General features: G+C 61.3%; 13 protein-coding genes. 6 read left to right on the forward strand and 7 right to left on the reverse strand.

Features of this window, described 5'->3' with window-relative positions:
* Positions 1–26: 26 nt before the first annotated feature.
* Positions 27–2,624 carry a cation-translocating P-type ATPase gene (locus ABIE35_RS18915; protein WP_354517386.1) on the reverse strand — a complete coding sequence of 866 codons (2,598 nt, stop codon included), beginning with the start codon at positions 2,622–2,624 and terminating at the stop codon, positions 27–29.
* Positions 2,625–2,760: 136 nt separating this feature from the next.
* On the opposite strand from ABIE35_RS18915, the gene ABIE35_RS18920 reads away from it, so the two are divergent.
* On the forward strand, positions 2,761–3,258 hold the full coding sequence (locus ABIE35_RS18920; RefSeq protein ID WP_354517317.1) for a pyridoxamine 5'-phosphate oxidase family protein: 498 nt from the start codon (positions 2,761–2,763) through the stop codon (positions 3,256–3,258).
* Here the strand turns inward: ABIE35_RS18920 and ABIE35_RS18925 are convergent.
* Positions 3,252–4,079 (reverse strand): universal stress protein, encoded by an 828-nt coding sequence (locus tag ABIE35_RS18925; RefSeq protein ID WP_354517318.1) that lies wholly within the window; start codon positions 4,077–4,079, stop codon positions 3,252–3,254. The genes ABIE35_RS18920 and ABIE35_RS18925 overlap by 7 nt on opposite strands.
* A gap of 165 nt (positions 4,080–4,244) precedes the next feature.
* Between ABIE35_RS18925 and ABIE35_RS18930 the strand changes: the two genes are divergently transcribed.
* Genes ABIE35_RS18930 through ABIE35_RS18940 form a run of 3 tightly spaced genes read left to right on the forward strand, consistent with a single transcriptional unit; the run spans position 4,245 to position 8,326 of the window.
* Entirely contained in the window at positions 4,245–5,390 is a 1,146-nt protein-coding gene (locus ABIE35_RS18930) for an acetate/propionate family kinase (protein ID WP_354517319.1), read from the forward strand.
* 7 nt (positions 5,391–5,397) lie between these two features.
* Positions 5,398–7,818, forward strand: a complete 2,421-nt coding sequence (locus tag ABIE35_RS18935) for a phosphoketolase family protein (RefSeq protein WP_354517321.1) — start codon at positions 5,398–5,400, stop codon at positions 7,816–7,818.
* Between the two features lie 37 nt (positions 7,819–7,855).
* Positions 7,856–8,326, forward strand: a complete 471-nt coding sequence (locus ABIE35_RS18940) for a DUF1003 domain-containing protein (protein WP_354517323.1) — start codon at positions 7,856–7,858, stop codon at positions 8,324–8,326.
* Positions 8,327–8,445: 119 nt separating this feature from the next.
* On the opposite strand, the gene ABIE35_RS18945 is transcribed toward ABIE35_RS18940, so the two are convergent.
* The 5 genes from ABIE35_RS18945 to ABIE35_RS18965 form a co-directional block, all read right to left on the reverse strand.
* Positions 8,446–9,324: a hypothetical protein gene (locus ABIE35_RS18945; protein WP_354517324.1), complete on the reverse strand. Its 879-nt coding sequence runs from the start codon at positions 9,322–9,324 to the stop codon at positions 8,446–8,448.
* Positions 9,321–9,842: a hypothetical protein gene (locus ABIE35_RS18950; RefSeq protein WP_354517326.1), complete on the reverse strand. Its 522-nt coding sequence runs from the start codon at positions 9,840–9,842 to the stop codon at positions 9,321–9,323. Before ABIE35_RS18950 ends, ABIE35_RS18945 begins: the two co-directional genes overlap by 4 nt.
* 457 nt (positions 9,843–10,299) lie before the next feature.
* Positions 10,300–10,524, reverse strand: coding sequence for a hypothetical protein (locus ABIE35_RS18955; RefSeq protein ID WP_354517328.1), 225 nt, complete (start codon positions 10,522–10,524; stop codon positions 10,300–10,302).
* Positions 10,525–10,779: 255 nt separating this feature from the next.
* The gene (locus ABIE35_RS18960) at positions 10,780–12,399 is read right to left on the reverse strand and encodes an ABC transporter permease (protein ID WP_354517330.1); all 1,620 of its coding nucleotides are present in this window, start codon (positions 12,397–12,399) and stop codon (positions 10,780–10,782) included.
* Positions 12,399–13,274, reverse strand: coding sequence for an ABC transporter ATP-binding protein (locus ABIE35_RS18965; protein WP_354517331.1), 876 nt, complete (start codon positions 13,272–13,274; stop codon positions 12,399–12,401). Before ABIE35_RS18965 ends, ABIE35_RS18960 begins: the two co-directional genes overlap by 1 nt.
* A gap of 369 nt (positions 13,275–13,643) precedes the next feature.
* Between ABIE35_RS18965 and ABIE35_RS18970 the strand changes: the two genes are divergently transcribed.
* The gene (locus ABIE35_RS18970) at positions 13,644–14,537 is read left to right on the forward strand and encodes a potassium channel family protein (protein ID WP_354517333.1); all 894 of its coding nucleotides are present in this window, start codon (positions 13,644–13,646) and stop codon (positions 14,535–14,537) included.
* 476 nt (positions 14,538–15,013) lie between these two features.
* Entirely contained in the window at positions 15,014–17,236 is a 2,223-nt protein-coding gene (locus ABIE35_RS18975) for a catalase (RefSeq protein WP_354517334.1), read from the forward strand.
* Positions 17,237–18,101: the final 865 nt, after the last annotated feature.

Below are 18,101 nucleotides of genomic sequence, written 5' to 3' on the forward strand. Positions count from 1 at the left end.
GAAGGGCACGGGTTTGGCGGTCAAGATCACCGGAGAGGCGCGGACCCACGCAGCCGTTTGTAGAGCCAGTCGGCGCCCAGCACGCCGGGTATCGCCAGGAGCGCAACCGCGTACCCGGAGAGGGGAGGCGGCGCCTGCCCGAGAATCCCCGCCACGGGAGGTGCGTAGAGGAACAGCGCCAAGGCCGCCAGTTCCACCGCTACAGCCCACAACAGGAGACGGTTGGTGAACCATCCCTGCTTCCACGCAGGAGCTGTAGCACTGCGGCATGCGAAGGCGGTTGCCAATTGGCCAAGGACTACTGCCGTGAACGCAGACCCCGACGCGCTCATCAGGACGTCCGGGTCCAACGGATCCCCACGACTCCAACCGCTGCCGAAGAGAACCACAGAAAAGGCGCCCATGGCGAACAACGCCTCCGTTGGACCCATCACCGCAAACACCCTCAGCATGAGTTGTCGATCCAGGAGATGTCGCTTTTCGGGAGGCCTGCCCAACACGCGTTTACCTGGTGGTTCCGCCCCGAGGGCCAAGGCGGGAAGCAGATCGGTTCCAATGTCCAAGGCGAGTATCTGGAGGACGCCGAGGGCCAAAGGGAATTGACCACCGGAAAGTGCCCAGATCACGAAGGGCGTTAGTTCAGCGACATTGTCAGTCAGGTGATAGGTGAGGAACCGGTGAATATTCGAGTAGGTGGCCCGGCCTTGTTCTATTGCGGCGACGATGGTGGCGAAATGGTCGTCCAGGAGCACAAGGTCTGCGGCCTCACGGGCTACATCGGTTCCGCTGAGTCCCATGGCCACGCCGATATCAGCTTGACGTAAGGCGGGACCGTCGTTGACGCCGTCGCCGGTCATGGCCACAACGTGCCCACGGCTTTGCAAGGCTTTGGCCACCCTCAGTTTCTGTTCGGGGGTTACCCGGCTCACCACCACTCCATCGCGGTCCAGGAGAGCCCCGAGGACCTGTTCATCGTGGGGGAGGTCTGCACCCTGAAAGACCAAGTCCGGGTGCCCCAGCAGTCCGATTTCCCGTGCAATTGCTGCTGCTGTTGAGGGGTGGTCGCCTGTGATCATTGCAATACGGATTCCCGCACCCCTGGCAGTCTTGATGACATCGGCGACGTCCGGCCGGGGTGGGTCATGGAGGCCGATGAGGCCTATTCCCTCGAGGTCCCGCTCAGCCTCGTCCGCCGGCCGGTTGTGCCAACCGCCGGCTGCTCCAGGCAGTTCCCTTGTGGCGACGGCAATGACGCGCAGGCCTTTGGCAGCCATGGTTTCTACTTCTTCGGACAGTTGAGCCGCTTCGACTCCGCAGAGGGGAAGGACGGATTCCGGGGCTCCCTTCAGGTATAGCGTGTTGCCCACAATCACAGACTCTCTTCGACGGTCGGCGTCGAAGGCAAACCGTACCGATGGCTGGAGATCCTCTGGTGCGCTCCCCACAACGCGTCGTGCCAAAGTGTCGATCGCTGCTTCCATGGGATCCCCGCTTGCCACCCATTCTTCGCCGTGGAGCACTGCGCGCCCCTGCGAAGCGGCCCGGGCCGCACAGGCCACCCTGATTGCGGCCGGCAGCCCCGGGCCTTCCACCTGGGCCTCGGGCGCGTATCCGTCACCCTTGATAAACAGCGGCCCTTCCAACGTAAAGACCTCGACGGCGTTCATCCGGTTTTGCGTCAGCGTTCCGGTCTTATCGGTGCAAATGAAGGTGGTCGAGCCAAGTGTCTCCACTGCTTCGAGGTTGCGGACGAGTGCGTTTCTCGACGCCATCCGCTGTGCGCCCATGGCGAGGGACAAGGTAACCGTTGGCAGTAGTCCCTCGGGGATCAGCGCAACCGCAACCCCAATGGCAAACAGGAAGGAGTCACGCCACACAATTCCGACAAGGACGGAGACCACGAAGAACAGTCCGGCGACCGCGAGCGCCACTGTGGCCACCAGCCGAACTATTCTGCGAAGTTCCATTGTCAAGGGAGTTGGCGGAGATTTGGTGCCGCTGGTCAGCGCTGCGATGGCCGCCAGCCTGGTGTTGGCCCCAGTGGCGGTCACCAGCCCTTCCGCTTCGCCATTGACCAGGAACGTGCCGCCCCACGCTATGGCCGTCGCAGTTTTGGGTACGGCCTCGCTCTCACCGGTGAGCATGGATTCATCGACGCTGCACGCTGACGCCGAGATGAACTGCACGTCTGCCGGCAAGCGGTCGCCCGCAGTCAGGACCACAACATCACCTGGTACCAAAGCACTCGCATGCACGTTCTGAAGCCGCCCATCCCGCCGGACAGTGACTTCCGCGGGAAGCAGCCCCTGCAACCGTTCGGCAGCGTGTTGGGCGCGTTCCTGCTGAACATGGGCGAAAACGCCGTTGACGATCACCACGATGATGATTGCTATGCCCAGTTGTGGCATCCCTGCCACGTAGGCGAGCCCCGCTGCAACCCACAGCATCACGGCAAAGAAGTGTGTCAGTTCACCAAGCAGCTTCCGCCATTGGGGGACCCTCTTGGCGGTGGGCAGTACGTTTGGTCCGGCGCTTTGCAGCAATTCACTGGCGGCACGCGAACTCAGTCCCTCGGCGCTTGGCGCTTCGGGCAGCGGCGCAGGGGATTTCCTCCCAAGGGACATCATTTCTCCAATGCGGGATGCCTGTTCGTTGAAAGACTCCACCAGGGGACTATGTGCGTCTAGGGCCGAAGGGCATGGTTAAGGGAAGGACCTTCTGCCCTATAAGTGCGTTGCCGGGAAGGATAGGCTCGGCCCCATGGAGAACACATCGAGGGACCAAGACGTTAAAGACCTCAGTGTCCACGACTGCTGGAAATACCTTCAATCGGTGTCCATTGGCAGGATCGCCCTCATCAACGGCGACGAGCCTGAGATCTTTCCAGTGAACTACGTGCCCAATTTCGGAACGCTTCTCTTCAGGACCGGACCCGGGACGAAGCACAATGCTCTTCGTGAGGGGGCGGTGGTAGTTCTGGAAGCCGATGGATTCAACCGGTATGGAACCATCGCATGGAGCGTTATCCTCAAGGGGACGCCGGAATTCGTCACGCAGCCCGAAGACATCCAGGAAGCGGTGGATGCTGGCCTATCACCTTGGCAGCCCGGCACAAAGGACATTTTGGTGAGGATAACGCCCACGGAAATCAGCGGACGGCGGTTCGTTATCAGCCCGCCGTCCAAGTGGTGGCCGCCGCTGGATCCAGCGGCTTCTGAAGGGGAAGCTTCTGACAGGGACGACGACGGATCTCAGTAATTGCCGCCCGGCACCTCTCGATGGGGCCGGGTCAGGATGGTGGGGCACCGCGCATGCAGGAGCACATGCTGGGCCACTGACCCCAGCAGTACGCTCAGACCTCCACGCCCTTTGCAGCCCATTACCAGCAGCTGCGCTTCTCTTGCAGCAGCTTTCAGCGCTTCTCCGGGGTCATGGGTCTTATCAAGGATTTCCTTCACGACGACGGCCGGGAACTTTTGGTTGATCCGCTGGACGGCCGTGCTGAGGACATCCCCGCCTTCGGCAAGGTGGGCGGCAGAACCTGCTGCATGGACAACGATCAATTCATCATCCAAACGTTGAGCCTCCCTGGCCCCGTGATCCAGGGCCTCGACCGACTCAGCTGAGCCGTCAACGCCAACCACTACACCGGAACGCTTTTCAGGTGGAAGCCCCGGTACGACGGCGACGTCGCAACCGCTGGTCATAGCCACTTGGAAGCTGACCGAACCGTATCCTTGCCCCTCCGTGCCGGGTCCGCGGTCGGCGCCCACCACCACCATCAGGTAGCCCGGTGACATGGAAGCGATTGTTTCGGCAGGTTCGCCGGACAGACGTTTCGTGGCAATACGCAGCGTGGGAAAGGCTGCCGCGAGCCGTCGCGCTTCGCTGTTGAGCAAGTCGTCAGCGCGGCTTACCGCCAACTGTTGGTCGTTCTCCCCAGGGTAGGCCCATTTCCCGGGAACCACATGGACCAGGTCCAAGCCAAGGCCAAGGGCGTCCGCGCGGGCAGCGGCCCAATCGGCCACATGACCGCCCGCCCGGGAACCGTCAAGGGCAACGAGGATCTGTTTCTTCACGAAAACCGACGTTCCCTTCGAATGGCCAACGGTGGTGGTCTCCACTATCGGTGGGATGAGCCGCCGTCGCAAGGGCCGGAAGGCCCTCCCACTGAGCGGCGCAGTGCGTTAGGGTCCACAGCAGAACCATCGATCGTAGCTTGCCAACAGAAGCGAGAGGAGAACATGCGTGTCCTTGTGCTGAACCCCGGGTCCTCATCGCTGAAGTACCACCTGCGAGACACAGCAGCTACGAATCCGGCCGCGGGCATCCTGGCCTCCGGACAGGTTAACTGGCCACCGCAAGAACGCTCCACACCCGGCAGTTTGCAAGCTGCCTTTGAAGAGATAGTCCAGAACACTAAGAGCCTCGGATCCTTGCACCCGGAGGCGATTGGACACCGCGTAGTCCACGGAGGTCAGCGGTTCAGCACCCCGGTACGTATCACGGAGGATGTCATAGCGGACATTGAAGGACTAAGTCCCTTGGCCCCCCTACATAACCCGGCCAGTGTTGCCTGCATTGACGCCGCTGGCAAATGTTGGCCGGGCCTCCCACAAGTGGCCGTCTTTGACACAGCGTTCCATCGCTCCATCCCGGTCTTCGCTGCCCGATACGCCATTCCAGAGGACGCTTACCTGGACTATCCCGTGCGGCGCTACGGTTTCCATGGAATCTCGGTGGAGATGGCCTGCCGTGACGCAGCACAGTTTCTCGACGTGTCGTCGTTGAATGCGATCGTGGCGCATGTTGGCAACGGCGCCTCCGTCACCGCCGTCAGAAATGGGCTCAGTGTGGACACCTCCATGGGCATGACGCCCTTGGAAGGCCTGGTCATGGGCACACGATCGGGGGATCTGGATCCTTCCATCGTCTTGTTGCTGCAGCACGGCGGTGCAACTGCGGAAGAAGTTGATGACATCCTCAATCACCGCTCGGGCTTGTTGGCGCTGGCCGGCACCGCCGACATGCGTGAGATTGGCGCCGCTGCTCTCCGAGGAGAACCTGCTGCGATCCTCGCATTGGACATGGCTGCCTACCGTCTCGCCAAGTACATCGCGGCCTACTCCATGGTGGTCGGCCGGCCTGACGCTCTGGTGTTCACCGGCGGCGTGGGTGAGAACTCTGCGCTGTTCAGGGACAAGGTGGTCGCCTGGCTGGGACCACTGGCGCTCGGCCTTAATGAGCGCCTCAATATGGCCGTCCAGGAAGGCGCCCGCATAATCAGCACCAAGGACTCCGCATTTCCCGTGCTGGTAGTGCCCAGCGACGAAGAACGCGCCATTGCAGAATCGACGGCGGCTTTGCTCGCTGCCCCTAACGAAGGTTGATCGCAACATGAGCCTGGACGAGAACGCCACCGCTATCGACGCTGAGCCGGAAGTCGAGAATTTTGACCTCCTGCACCGGTATTGGTCCGCGGCCAACTATCTGACAGTTGCCCAGATCTATTTGCAGGAGAACCCCCTGCTTAGAGAGCCGTTGCAAGTGGAGCACATCAAACCAAGGCTTTTAGGTCATTGGGGCACAAGCCCCGGGTTGTCCCTGATCTATGCACACCTCAACCGCCTTATCCGTCGCACGGGTTCGGAAGTCCTGTTCGTGGCCGGTCCCGGCCACGGAGGTCCCGCCGTCGTTGCCAATACCTATCTGGAGGGCAGCTACTCCGAGGTTTACCCCGCTGTTGGCAAAGACCTGAAAGGGCTTCGGAGACTGATCCGGCAGTTTTCGACGCCGGGAGGCATCGCCAGCCACGTCGGCCCTGCCACGCCTGGCTCCATCCATGAAGGCGGCGAACTGGGCTACTCGCTGATGCATGCCACAGGCGCGGCCATGGACAACCCGGACCTGATCGTAGCCTGCGTAGTCGGTGATGGTGAGGCCGAAACCGGTCCACTCGAAGGTTCTTGGAAGGCGCCCTCGTTCATCAACCCGCTCAGGGATGGGGCCGTACTTCCCATCCTTCATCTGAACGGTCATAAGATCTCCGGCCCCACCGTCCTGGGCAGGCGCTCGAACACGGCCGTTGCGTCGCTACTGGAAGCGCACGGCTGGGATCCCGTGATTGTCTCCGGCGACGATCCCGCCCTTGTCCACCCCGCTCTGGCGTCAGCTCTGGATTCAGCCTACGCATCGATCCGGGCCATCCAGTCCCACGCCCGCACAGAGGGAGTCACGGGGCCCGCACGATGGCCGGCCATCATCCTGCGTACCCCTAAAGGATGGACAGGGCCGGTGACAGTGGACGGAAAGCCCGTAGAAGGAACCCACCGCTCCCACCAAGTCCCACTGGCCGCAGTCAGGGAAAACCCCGACCACCTAAAACAACTTGAATTGTGGATGCGTTCCTACCGGCCTGAAGAATTGTTTGACGCAGACGGACGGCTCACCGCTGAGCTGACTGCGCTGGCCCCGGACGGCGACCGACGCATGGGGGCGCTTCCCGCCAGCCGAGGGGGTGGAAGCCGGGATCTTGTGATACCGGACCTTGGCCGCTATGCCATAGACGCTGTTCCCCGTGGTGCCGTGATGTACGGGAGCACTAAACCACTGGGGGAGATGCTGCGGGATATCTACGTCGATACGGCCGGTGACCCCAGGTTCCGACTCTTTTGCCCCGACGAAACCAACAGCAACAGGCTCGGCGCCGTCTTTGAAGCGACCGACAGGTGTCTCCTCGAACCAGCTGCGAACAAGGATGCCGGGCTTGCCGACGATCACGTTTCTGCCAGCGGACGCGTGATGGAAGTCCTGTCCGAACACTTGTGCCAAGGGTGGCTGGAAGGATACGTGCTGACGGGCCGCCACGGCTTGTTCGCGAGCTATGAGGCGTTTGCGATGGTGAGTGCTTCCATGACCATTCAGCACGCCAAATGGCTTCAACATTCCAGGGACCTGGCATGGCGCCATCCGGTTCCGAGCCTGAACATCCTGTTGACCTCTACCTGTTGGCGTAACGATCACAACGGTTTCAGCCATCAAGGCCCTGGACTCATCGATACGGTTCTATCACTGTCCAGCACCGTCATCCGTGTCTACTTCCCTCCCGATGCAAACACTCTCCTTGTCACCGCGGAACACATGCTCAATAGCAAGGACTACGTAAATCTGGTCGTGATCGATAAGCAGGAACATCCTCAATACTTGACGCTCGAAGAGGCCCGGAAGCATGCGGCTGCGGGCGCAGCCAGATGGGACTGGGCCGGAAGTGAAACGCCCGGATCTCCGGCCGGCAAGGGGCCGGACATTGTCCTTGCATGTGCCGGAGATGTTCCTACGCAGGAGACATTGGCGGCCGCGTGGCTGCTTAGGAAGTACGTCCCGGACTTGTGCGTCCGGGTAGTCAACGTCATGGATGCCATGGTGTTGCCACCTCCAGAGACGCATCCACATGGGCTTGATGGTGACAAGTTCGAAGAACTCTTCACTGCTGACGTGGATGTGGTGATGGCCTGGCACGGATACGCGAGGGCACTGCACCAACTCCTGCACGGCCGCCCACATCCCGAGCGGTTCCATGTCCGTGGCTACAACGAGCAAGGCACCACCACCACACCGTTCGACATGGTGGTTCTGAATAGGGTCAGCCGTTACCACTTGGTGATGGAAGCGTTACGCCGGGCAAGCGGCCAATTTGCGGGGGCGGACCAACTCCTGGAACACTGCAGGACCCAGCTGGATGCCCATTCGCGCTACATCCGCGAGCACTTCGAAGACCTTCCCGAAATCAGGGACTGGGTGTGGACGCAACGGCAGTAGGCTTCCAACGCCGGTCCGGTGTTCATAGTCTGTGCCCATGAGTGAGCGAGAAAGTACTTGGCATGGTCAGCACCAAGCCAGTCTAAGCAGGGGAGAGCGGGCAGCCGACTACCTCCGCAACGGCATGGGCAGCTGGATCTTTGTTGGATGTTTCGTCCTGGTGATGGTGGTCTGGGCCGCAGTCAATTCATACCTGCTGGCTGAGGATGCGTGGGACCCTTACCCGTTCATCCTGTTGAATCTTTTCCTGTCCATGTTGGCAGGCCTCCAAGGCGCAATATTGCTCATCGCCGCCAAGAGGCAGGACGCCATAGCCGCAGCCATGGCCCAGCACGACTACGACACAGACGTGCAGGCCAAGACGGAGATCGATCGGCTGATGGCCATCAACAACCACCAGTTGGAACTGCTGCAGGAGCTACGGGTGCTTCTACTGCAGCCGCGGCGGCTTTCCGGCTTAGAAGACGGTGACGGGATTCCTCGCCATACGGGTGGTGACCAGCCTTAGTCCGAGAGCCGCATAGGACCTCCTGAACTTCAGCGACGGCGGAGGTGAGGCTGAGTCTATGGGTGCCCTGTAGGTTAAGGGGCTGGTGGCGGGAAGTTTCGCCGCAAGCGGTTGGAAGGTCACCCGGGCTGATTGTCTGCGGCGACGGAACGGGGCCTCATGGTTTGGAGCAGCCGCCACAGCACGGCAAGCGTGGCGGCGGCGAGGAGGCCTATTGGCACGAGGATGGTCCAATTAACTATCTCGCCGCGGGCATGTGTTACGAAGGGAATGACTAGAATCGGCAGGCAGGTCAGACTGAGGAAGATCAGCGAGCCCGGGGCGGAGGCATAGCCGATCCTATGGTGGCGTAGAAGCAGGACGCCGCTGGCGCAGATGGCCGGGATGTATAGGGCAAGGTCAAGAACGTGGACGGGGTCGGTCGGAACGTCCCAGAGCGCAGCGCTGGTTGATGGTCTGCCCGCCAGTAGATCCGGAACGATTTGGCTGAGCCACAACACGGCGAACATCACCCCCAGCGCTATAAGGAACCAAGCGGGCAGGCCCACGTGCTGACGCACGGATGCTGCTCCCGAGCCGGGCCGGAGGAGCCCTGCCAGGCTGCCTGCGGCAGCGAAAACGGACAGCCCCAGTACGGCTACCCAGAGCAGGAACAGTGGCCCGAAGTGAACGGAAAATGTGTAGATCGCGTAGTTGTAGGCGGTGAACGCTAGGAAACCGACCAAGCAAAGCCCGGACCGCAGCGAGCCCCGGGATGCGCGAATAGCGAGAATCAACATTAGCGGTGCGACGATGAAAAGGTTTACAAGGTCTTGAGCGATCCCGGCATTGAACAGGACCGGTGTTTCCCGGCCGTAAATCACGTTCGGTACAAGTAACCCGATAACGCTGCCTGCGGCCGCGAGGACGGCGGCCGCAGCCGACAGGCGCACCCACAGTGCCGGCAGTCTGTCGAAACCCTGCGTCTCCGGCTCTTCACTGATCACCTTTTCACTCATGTCGCCCGGTCCCGTTGGACGAGGCCGGGAGGCGGGTTCAGGCTCAGCCCGCGTTCCCGGCTGCTTGCCATGTGTTGATTTGCAGGTCGTTCCAGCGAGGCGTGCCAGGGTGAAACTACTGCCGGGGCGATACCAAGCAGGGCGAGAACGAGCACCAGCTCCACGATGCCCAACCCGAAGTACACGCTTTGCAGCCATGAGTATCCGATGATGGCCAGCTCAGTGAAATTCCAGATGAGCATCGCGAAGCCGGCAACCGCGGATGCCAGCAAAGCCCACCGACGCCGTCTCAGCAACGCGAACGCGGCAAGTACGTGGGTGCCGCCGAGGATGACTCCCAAAATGAGACCCAGCACCAGAAACGACTGAAACCATGAACCGGCAAGCACTTCCAGCGGCATGCCAGCTCCGTTGAAGAAAATGGCCATGATGGCGCCGCCGAATGACGACACGGCATTGAAGATCAGCAGGACAACCAGTACCCGTGAAAAGGGTTTGCTGGAAAGCGGGAAATTCATGATTCAGGACCTTCCGATCGTTGCACTGCCAGGAATCCCCTGGTCGGAAACGGCTATGGCAGCACCACGCCGTTACTCCATCTGCACTCCTGCTCGTCAGGCGCCAGCCCGATCGTGAGCGGAGTTGACCAAACGAAGGATCATTTGCGCTTGTAGACGGGCCACCCGGAAGCACTGGTTTGAGAAACTTGTACCCAGCCGTCCCTAATTAGATCCCGCTGTAATTCGGCCAGTGCGGCGGTCATACCCGGAGCCCAAGCTTCCTCTGGTGAGGCGGGGGTGACCGACCGTGCCGCCGGAAATGTGGGGCTCTTGTAGCGGACCTTTCCATCGACTTGGCCCACGAACCTTTGCTGGGTGTTTCCGTACTGGGATCCCAGAGTGGTGAGGATGCTCGCCCACCAGGATGTGTCGCCGACATTCTCAAGGGCCACTACGAGGTTGTTTCCGGCTGACCTCACGTCAACGCTCCCTTGGCGGCCGTTCTGCGCTGTGACGGGCGCAACACATGCAACATGTTCTTCGGGTGCTGCTCCGGAGCGGTGACACTCAGAACCGTGTTGACGCCCACGGCCATAATGATGAAGAAGACTCCGACGAAGATCCGGGCTGCGCCAGGCCTGAAAAGGCACAACAGCAAGACGGCCATGCAGAATATCAGCCACGGAATAAGTTGTTCCATTTGACCTTGCTCCTAGCTTCCCAGTGAAGGAAACGCGCCTCTGACCCACGGAATCCTGCGTTACCCAAACAGCAGAATCGCAGGCTTACCCATCCCTGGGCAGAGTCCAAAGTCCTACTCACGACACGAGAGGCTCCGACGCGGCAAGACGGTCCACGGGGTCGGCTCCGGACAACGCGATTGTGGACGACGCCTGGGGGAAGCGCAACTGGCTAAGGGCCTCGCTCGCAGCACAGAGCCGTCCCGTCGCTCGGGTTAGGCCGTGAGGTCGCGGCGCCGGAACAGGTAGGCCGCCATCCCAGCAACGACTGCGGCAACGGCAGTCATGGCCACGGCCCCTTGGAAGTTTAGCGGCTCCACCGGCATCGCCGAGGAATGATGGAAAGGACTGAGATCCTGCAGCCAACCGGGAAGTCCAAGGAGTTCACCGAACTGGCCCAGCACCAGCGCTACGGCCAGGGTGCTCCAGCCGACAGGGCTGCTCCATCGCGGTGCCAGGGCAAACACCAGAGCCGTCATGGCAGGGAAGACAAGTGCTGCCGGGATGTGTGCCACAGCGGCGGCAAAAACCGTTCCGGGACTGCTGCCCCCTGCTTGCCCCCAGGCAAGCACGACGGCGGCCGAGGCTCCGGCTGCAACGCCAACAACCATCGTTGTCATGACTGCGACGGCGAGACCGCCGCCCAGCCAGCGGAAGCGTGACGCCGGCACGGACAGGAGCAGCTCGGCGCGGCCTTCTGCCTCTTCCGCCCGTAGCCGTAGCACTGCCTCAACCCCGGCGGCAGCTGCCAGGACCCCGGCAATGCCCAACATGGCGGTAGTGAACAGGTCAACCATGTCGGCGTCTCCGGGAACAATGCGGTTCATAAGCTCCGCCACGGAGGGGTTTCCTTCCAATGCGTCGCGGACCACCGGGCCCAAACCGCCCGCCACGGCTCCCAGCGCGACGGCGGTGATGGACCAGCCGGCAGTACTTCCCCTCTGCAACCGCCATGCCAGGCCCAGCATTGACGCCATGCCCGCTCCCGCCCGAGGCGCGCCCATTTCATGCGCGGGGATGTAGCTGGCGCCCAGGTCTCTGCCATTACGGAGCGCTACGGCGACTCCTGCCAGCACCAGGGCGACGGCTCCAATCACCAGCACTGGTTGCGTGTCCATCTCGGTAAAGGGCCGGATGCGCTGGCCCCAGCCGATGGGTGAGAGCAAGGAGGGCCAGGCGGCCGCGACATGCATCAGTGACAGGTCGGCTGATCCAAGCGCGTCTCCGGTACCCCTCAGCAGGTAGGCGCCGCCCACCAGCGCCACAGTTGTCCCGTTGGCACTCCGTGCCGATGGCATGACCTGTGCTATCAGTGCGGCCGTCGCCACGAAGAATAGGCCCACCGCGCCAACGGCCACCCCTGCCAAGAGCGATCCCCTTAGCGGGAGGCCGGCCATGATGAATCCGGTGGCCACGACACCGGCAAGGATGACGTTTGCGCAGGTGCCGAGCAGCAGGGTTGAGTATAGGGATGTAATCCTGGTGACTTGGGCGGAGCCAACCAGCTCGGCCCGGCCTTGATCCTCATCCGCGCGGGTGTGCCGGATCATCAGCGAAGCGCTCATCAGCCCGGCCATCACTGCTGTGAACGAATATCCTTGGAAAAAGGTGACAGCCCCGGAGCTGATGCCGTCGGGCAACCCCCGTAGGAAGAGGAAGGCCGGGCTGGACGCAGCCACTGAAATGAGAGCAGCTCTCTCGTTGTCCCCGCCGAACTGGGTGGTAACGGCGATGGCGGCCGAATAGCCCAGCACAGCGATGCCTAGGATCCAGCCCGCCAACGTTCCGCGGTCCTGACGCGCTTGGAGCAGCGCCAGGCGGAGAACAGCTGGCATCACAACACCTGGCTCGGCTGGCTGGGATACCCGTCGGCCTGCCCGCCGTAGTGGCGCATGAACAGCTCCTCCAAGGATGGCGGTGCAGCAGTGATGCCCGTGACGCCTGCTGTCGCCAAAGACTTCAGGACGTCGCCCAGGTCGGCTGCATCCACGTCGAATTCCATGACATTACCCTCAGCGCGGAGATCGTGAATGCCCCGCCAACTGGACAGGTTCTCAAGTGTCGCTGACATCGAGACACGGAAGCGAGTGCGGGTGAGGTGCCGAAGCTCGGTCAGCGTCCCCGATTCCACGGCAGCCCCCGCGCGAATAATTGTCACCCTGTCGCACAGCTGTTCCACCTCGGCAAGTATGTGGCTGGACAGCAGCACACTGGCACCGTCGGTCGTGACTCTGCGGACGTGGCTGCGAAACACTGCGTCCATCACAGGATCCAGACCAGAGCTTGGTTCGTCCAGTAGGTAGAGCATGGCAGGGCGGGAAAAAGCCGCTATCAGGGCCGCCTTCTGCCGGTTGCCTTTGGAATAGGTCCGTGCCTTCTTGCGGGGATCGAAGTCGAACTCGTCAATGAGCCGGCGTCGCAAACCTTCGTCTGCGCCCCCGCGCAGGCCAGTAAGAAGGTCAATGACTTCACCGCCGGTCAGGTTGGGCCAGAGCGTCACATCACCGGGCACATATGCCACGTTCTGGTGCGCACGGGCAGGTTCTGTCCACGGGTCAATGCCGAACACTCGGGCCGTGCCCGATGTTGGCCGGATCAGTCCCAAGAGGATGCGGAGGGTAGTGGACTTCCCTGCCCCGTTGGGGCCCAGGAATCCGTGGACCTCACCCGGTAGCACAGACAGGTCCAAGCGGTTAAGCGCGGCCGTCATTCCGAATCTTTTGGTGAGCGACCTTGTGTCAATGACAGGGGTAGATGTTGTTGTCATAGCCGTACCGCTTCCTCGGTCCACCAAAACAACCGAGGCGGTCGCCACGGCGTTCCGCGGGCAACATGCCCCACGGGCCGACCAGGCTTCCCGGCTCTCCATTGCACAGCTTACGACCGTGCAGACGTGGGCGGAAGCCCCAAGCCGGTGTCTGAATCGGTTCAGCGGTCCACAATGCTGATCACGAGTAGGGCCACTTCCGCCGTAGGTCACCGGCCACAAATTTGCGTTTGAGCTCGAGCCCGACCTTGAGATCCCGCAGAGCGAAATAGCTGGACCACCGATGCCCAAGCTCTGACCGTAAGGTGGACCATGGACTTCTCAGATATTGTGCTGACAGTCATCGGTGTGGCGCTGATCCTGTTGATGGCCGTCGACGTATTTCATACACTCCTCTACCCTCACGGTGCGGGGCCAGTATGCAAGCTGATTATGCGCGCATTGTGGTTGTTGTCCCGACGGGTCCACGACCGCTCAGCACCTGTAGCAGCCCCCGTTGCAATGGCGGCAGTGATCGGAGCATGGGTGTCCTTGTCCGTCAGCGGGTGGGCCTTGGTGTATCTTCCACACCTGCCGGACGGGTTCGTCTATGCAGACGGCGTCCCCGACCGCGGAGACATCACAGAGGCCCTGTACATTTCGATGGTCAGCCTGTCTACCGTCGGCTACGGAGAGATAGTTCCAGCGGCGCCCTTGCTTCGCCTGGTCACGGCAGCCCAGGCAGTGACTGGTTTTGGACTGCTCACCGCCACGGTCTCCTGGATTCTGCAAACATATCCTGCACTGAGCCGTCGCCGGGCCCTTGCCCACGAACTGAATCTGTTTCGAACGGCAATCGGCTCGGAGGGGATATCCGCGTTGGAACCCGGACATGCTGCTGCACTGCTCGAATCTTTTGCCAGAAGTGTAGCCACGGTCAGCATGGACCTGCTGGCCTTCAACGAAACGTACTACTTTCACGAAGCCCAGAAGCGGGGATCGCTGCCGGCCACCATCACTTATGCACAACAAGTAGCCGCAGAAGCCCAGAAACAAACCAACCCTGACCTGCGCTTCGCCGGCCGGATGATGCATGCCGCCCTTGATGACCTGGCCGACGTCCTTCGCGGGAAGTTTGGTCACTCGGGCCTGACAACCTCAGAGGTATTTCAAAACTACGAAACGAACCACAGTCCCCGCCGGAACCCAGATGCAACGGACAGTTAGAACGTCTTTCAGCAGCAAGCCGAATGTCGCGGATCCGCGGGCATTCCAGACCATGTTGCTGACTTGAAGCTTCGGGATCGGGCCGGGTGCTGGAGCGTGATTGAGGTTGCATTGTCGGTGATCCTGAGGGCCAAACACGGCAAGGAGAAGGACGTCGCGGATTTCCTCCGCTCCGCATGTTCCGTCGTTGAGCAGGAGCAAGGTACGTGTGCTTGGTTTGCCCTCCAGTTCGACGAATCGACTTCTCCTTGCCCAAACCCTTCCAGGTGGTTGAAGACCGCCATCGGCTGGAGAAGAAATCATTCTCGGCGGCTGCAAGCCTGACGCATTCCACCATCCATATCCAGCCGTAGTCGCGATACTTGGCCACACTTACGTTGCAAGCGGGATTCCCGACCCCTAGGGTACTAAGGAAGCTTACCTTTTTGGTTGAGTGCAGTAATCGATTTGCCGATCAACATCGAGGAGAACGCGCAGTGCCAGTTGAGGACAACATTAAGATTCCAGGGGCTCCGTCGATTGAGCAGCCCGCCGTAGAAGAGCCCACAGCGTCGCGTGAGCCGTTGCCGCCGAAGCCTGATCAGCAGGGGCCGGAGGCCGTGTCACCCACGGGGAGCCCCACCGGCGCACCCGCAAACTCACGTGCCCAGTCCGGCCAGTACCTGACAACGGCCCAAGGTCTGAGGATCGGAGATACAGACCATTCCTTGAAGGCCGGGCCGCGGGGCCCCATTCTGCTGCAGGATCATCACTTGCGTGAGAAGATCACGCACTTTGACCACGAGAGAATTCCCGAACGCGTGGTCCACGCCAGAGGAGCCGGGGCGCACGGAACCTTTCGCTCCTACGGCACGGCTTCAAAAATCACCAAAGCAGGGTTCCTGGCTCCGGATGTGGAAACCCCGGTATTCGTGAGGTTTTCCACTGTTTTGGGATCCAGGGGGTCCGCTGATGCAGTCCGTGACACCCGTGGCTTCTCCACGAAGTTCTACACGGACGAGGGCACCTACGACCTGGTAGGAAACAACATCCCTGTCTTCTTCATTCAGGACGGCATCAAGTTCCCGGACCTCATCCACGCGGGAAAGCCGCACCCTGACAGGGAAATCCCGCAGGCTCAGAGTGCGCACGACACATTTTGGGATTTCGTTTCGTTGCATACCGAAGCGCAAGCCCACACGATGTGGAATATGTCCGACCGCGGAATTCCCCGTTCCTACCGGACCATGGAAGGATTCGGCGTCCACACCTTCCGGTTGGTGGATGCTGCAGGTAAGACCACTCTGGTGAAATTCCACTGGAAGCCAAAGTTGGGTGTCCACTCACTGGTGTGGGAAGAGGCCCAGATTATTAACGGCATGGATCCCGATTTCCACCGTCGTGATCTGGCCGATGCGATCGAATCAGGTGCGTACCCGGAGTGGGAGCTTGGCATCCAGACATTCCCGGACACTGAAGATCAAATGTTCGAAGGAATCGACCTTCTGGATCCCACCAAGTTCATCCCTGAGGAACTGGCGCCGGTTCAGCCAATCGGACTGATGACGCTGAACGCCAACCCGACCAACTACTTTGCCGAGACCGAGCAGGTAGCTTTCCACCCTGGACACCTCGTCCCAGGCATCGATGTTACTAATGATCCTTTGCTGCAGGTCCGGTTGTTCTCCTACCTCGACACGCAGATTTCCCGGCTCGGTGGACCGAACTTCGCCCAGATTCCCATCAATCGTCCCCACGCCCCGGTCAACGACATGCTGCGGGACGGGATGCACCAGACTGCCGTGCATGGGGGAGTGGCCCCTTACCATCCGAATTCCCTTGATGGTGGCTGCCCCTTCATGGCCGGGCAGGACGTGGGTGCATTTGTGGATGTTCCTGAGGAAATTGCAGCAGGAATCAAGGAACGGAGGAACCCGGCGTCCTTCGATGACCACTTCAGCCAAGCCCGGCTGTTCTTCCGCAGCTTGACTCCCGTAGAGCAGGACCATGTGATTCAGGCCTACACATTTGAGCTTGGCAAGTGCTATGAAGCGGCGATCCGGGAACGGCAACTCATGGCGCTGGCCAATATTGACGCCGGACTTTGCGCTGCCGTCGCCAAGGGCCTCGGGATGCCCGCTCCTACGGCCACCGTTGACACACCGGACGTGGAGCCCAGCCCTGCTGTGTCCCAGATTGGTGGGAAATGGCCTGTTGCTGGCCGCGTCGTTGGCATCGTCGCGGACAGTGAAAGCGACCTGTCCTTGGTGGCGGCAGCACGCGAGGAGCTTGACGCGGCAGGCATGGTCCCGCTGGTCATTGCACCGTCCGGGGGCGTTATTGAGGCGGGAGAGGGAGCCGCAGTGACTGTTCAAAGGAGCTATCTCACTGCGCGCTCCACCGAATTCGACGCAGTCATTGTGGCTGGCGGAGGCACTCCAGCACCCGATGCCATGTCGGGCCGCGACGCAAAAGCGGGTGAACCGGGGGCAACCCTTGATCCGCGCGTGGTTCTTATGGTCGCTGAAGCCTTCCGTCATGGCAAAGCCATTGGTGCTTGGGGTCCAGGTGCCGCAGTTCTGGACGCGGCCGGCGTCCCTCAAGATGCCCCCGGAATCATCAGTGGTGAAGGTCCGGATGCGGTGATTCCGGTGGTTGGGGAATTGCTCTCTGCACACCGGGCGTGGGAGCGTTTCCCGGCAGCAGGATCAGCTTCATAGCACTTCCAATAGAACGCTGTTAGGTTCGACGGCGGTGGGTTGCCCAGGCGGGCCGGCCCGCCGCCGTCGTGATTTCCTGGTTAACGCCAGCCGACGCTCAGTTGCTCAGGCCTGTCGCAGAGTTACGAACGAGCGCATGTGCCTTTTCTCACGCGTCCACTTTGTCGGCGGCAATCGGAACCAGCCCTGGTCCAAGGCAGCAAGCTGTCGCCAATGTCGGGCGTGGACAGGATTCAGCACGAATTGATCGGTCACGAATCAAAGGGTGCACGCATTGGAGCGCTTGCCGCCCACGGCGGGCTGGCATCATCCGTAGGATTTGAAACCGGTCGGCTCTCATTGCTGCGCTGATGGCTTCCTTTTCGGGGAATGAGGCCGTGAAGAGACTGGATGCAACGGCCACAGGAACAGGAGGCCCCCATGGTGACCGTCGACACCGTGCCGACGTTGCGCAGAGTGGGCTGTCGGCCACAGGTGATTGCCCTACGTCCTCATTTCCGCCGAGAAGATGGCTTGGAAGCGGGTCCGCAGAGAATGCGGATTTCGTCTGAAGCGCCATCGATCGCCCCTCATGCAGTGGACACACGATGCGCTCGATGACTACACTGCCACGACTGATGGAGCGGCTTAGAGCGTTCTTCGGAGCATCTCTCCGTCGGCGTCTGATGCCTATGTCTCCAGGGTTGACTGACGGCGTCCGCCCTCCTGCAAGTGTGTGGGCTCGATGGTTGCTATCCCTGCAGTTGGGCGCGGTGCTATCGACGTTGTCGGTACTCCTGCCCCTTTCTCTCGGACTCGAGCCGTGGGCCGACCTGGAGGCGCATGCCAGGGTTTGTGCCCTCATCTCGATCCTGCTTTTTCCGGC

This window comes from Paenarthrobacter sp. 4246 (assembly GCF_040546855.1).
Lineage (GTDB): Bacteria > Actinomycetota > Actinomycetes > Actinomycetales > Micrococcaceae > Arthrobacter.

Excerpts from the sequence above, each read along its gene's own strand:
- ABIE35_RS18915 (WP_354517386.1), bottom strand. The coding sequence starts at position 2,624 with ATGTCCCTTGGGAGGAAATCCCCTGCGCCGCTGCCCGAAGCGCCAAGC.
- ABIE35_RS18920 (WP_354517317.1), top strand. The coding sequence starts at position 2,761 with ATGGAGAACACATCGAGGGACCAAGACGTTAAAGACCTCAGTGTCCAC.
- ABIE35_RS18930 (WP_354517319.1), top strand. The coding sequence starts at position 4,245 with ATGCGTGTCCTTGTGCTGAACCCCGGGTCCTCATCGCTGAAGTACCAC.
- ABIE35_RS18935 (WP_354517321.1), top strand. The coding sequence starts at position 5,398 with ATGAGCCTGGACGAGAACGCCACCGCTATCGACGCTGAGCCGGAAGTC.
- ABIE35_RS18940 (WP_354517323.1), top strand. The coding sequence starts at position 7,856 with ATGAGTGAGCGAGAAAGTACTTGGCATGGTCAGCACCAAGCCAGTCTA.
- ABIE35_RS18945 (WP_354517324.1), bottom strand. The coding sequence starts at position 9,324 with ATGAGTGAAAAGGTGATCAGTGAAGAGCCGGAGACGCAGGGTTTCGAC.
- ABIE35_RS18950 (WP_354517326.1), bottom strand. The coding sequence starts at position 9,842 with ATGAATTTCCCGCTTTCCAGCAAACCCTTTTCACGGGTACTGGTTGTC.
- ABIE35_RS18955 (WP_354517328.1), bottom strand. The coding sequence starts at position 10,524 with ATGGAACAACTTATTCCGTGGCTGATATTCTGCATGGCCGTCTTGCTG.
- ABIE35_RS18960 (WP_354517330.1), bottom strand. The coding sequence starts at position 12,399 with ATGCCAGCTGTTCTCCGCCTGGCGCTGCTCCAAGCGCGTCAGGACCGC.
- ABIE35_RS18965 (WP_354517331.1), bottom strand. The coding sequence starts at position 13,274 with ATGACGGCCGCGCTTAACCGCTTGGACCTGTCTGTGCTACCGGGTGAG.
- ABIE35_RS18970 (WP_354517333.1), top strand. The coding sequence starts at position 13,644 with ATGGACTTCTCAGATATTGTGCTGACAGTCATCGGTGTGGCGCTGATC.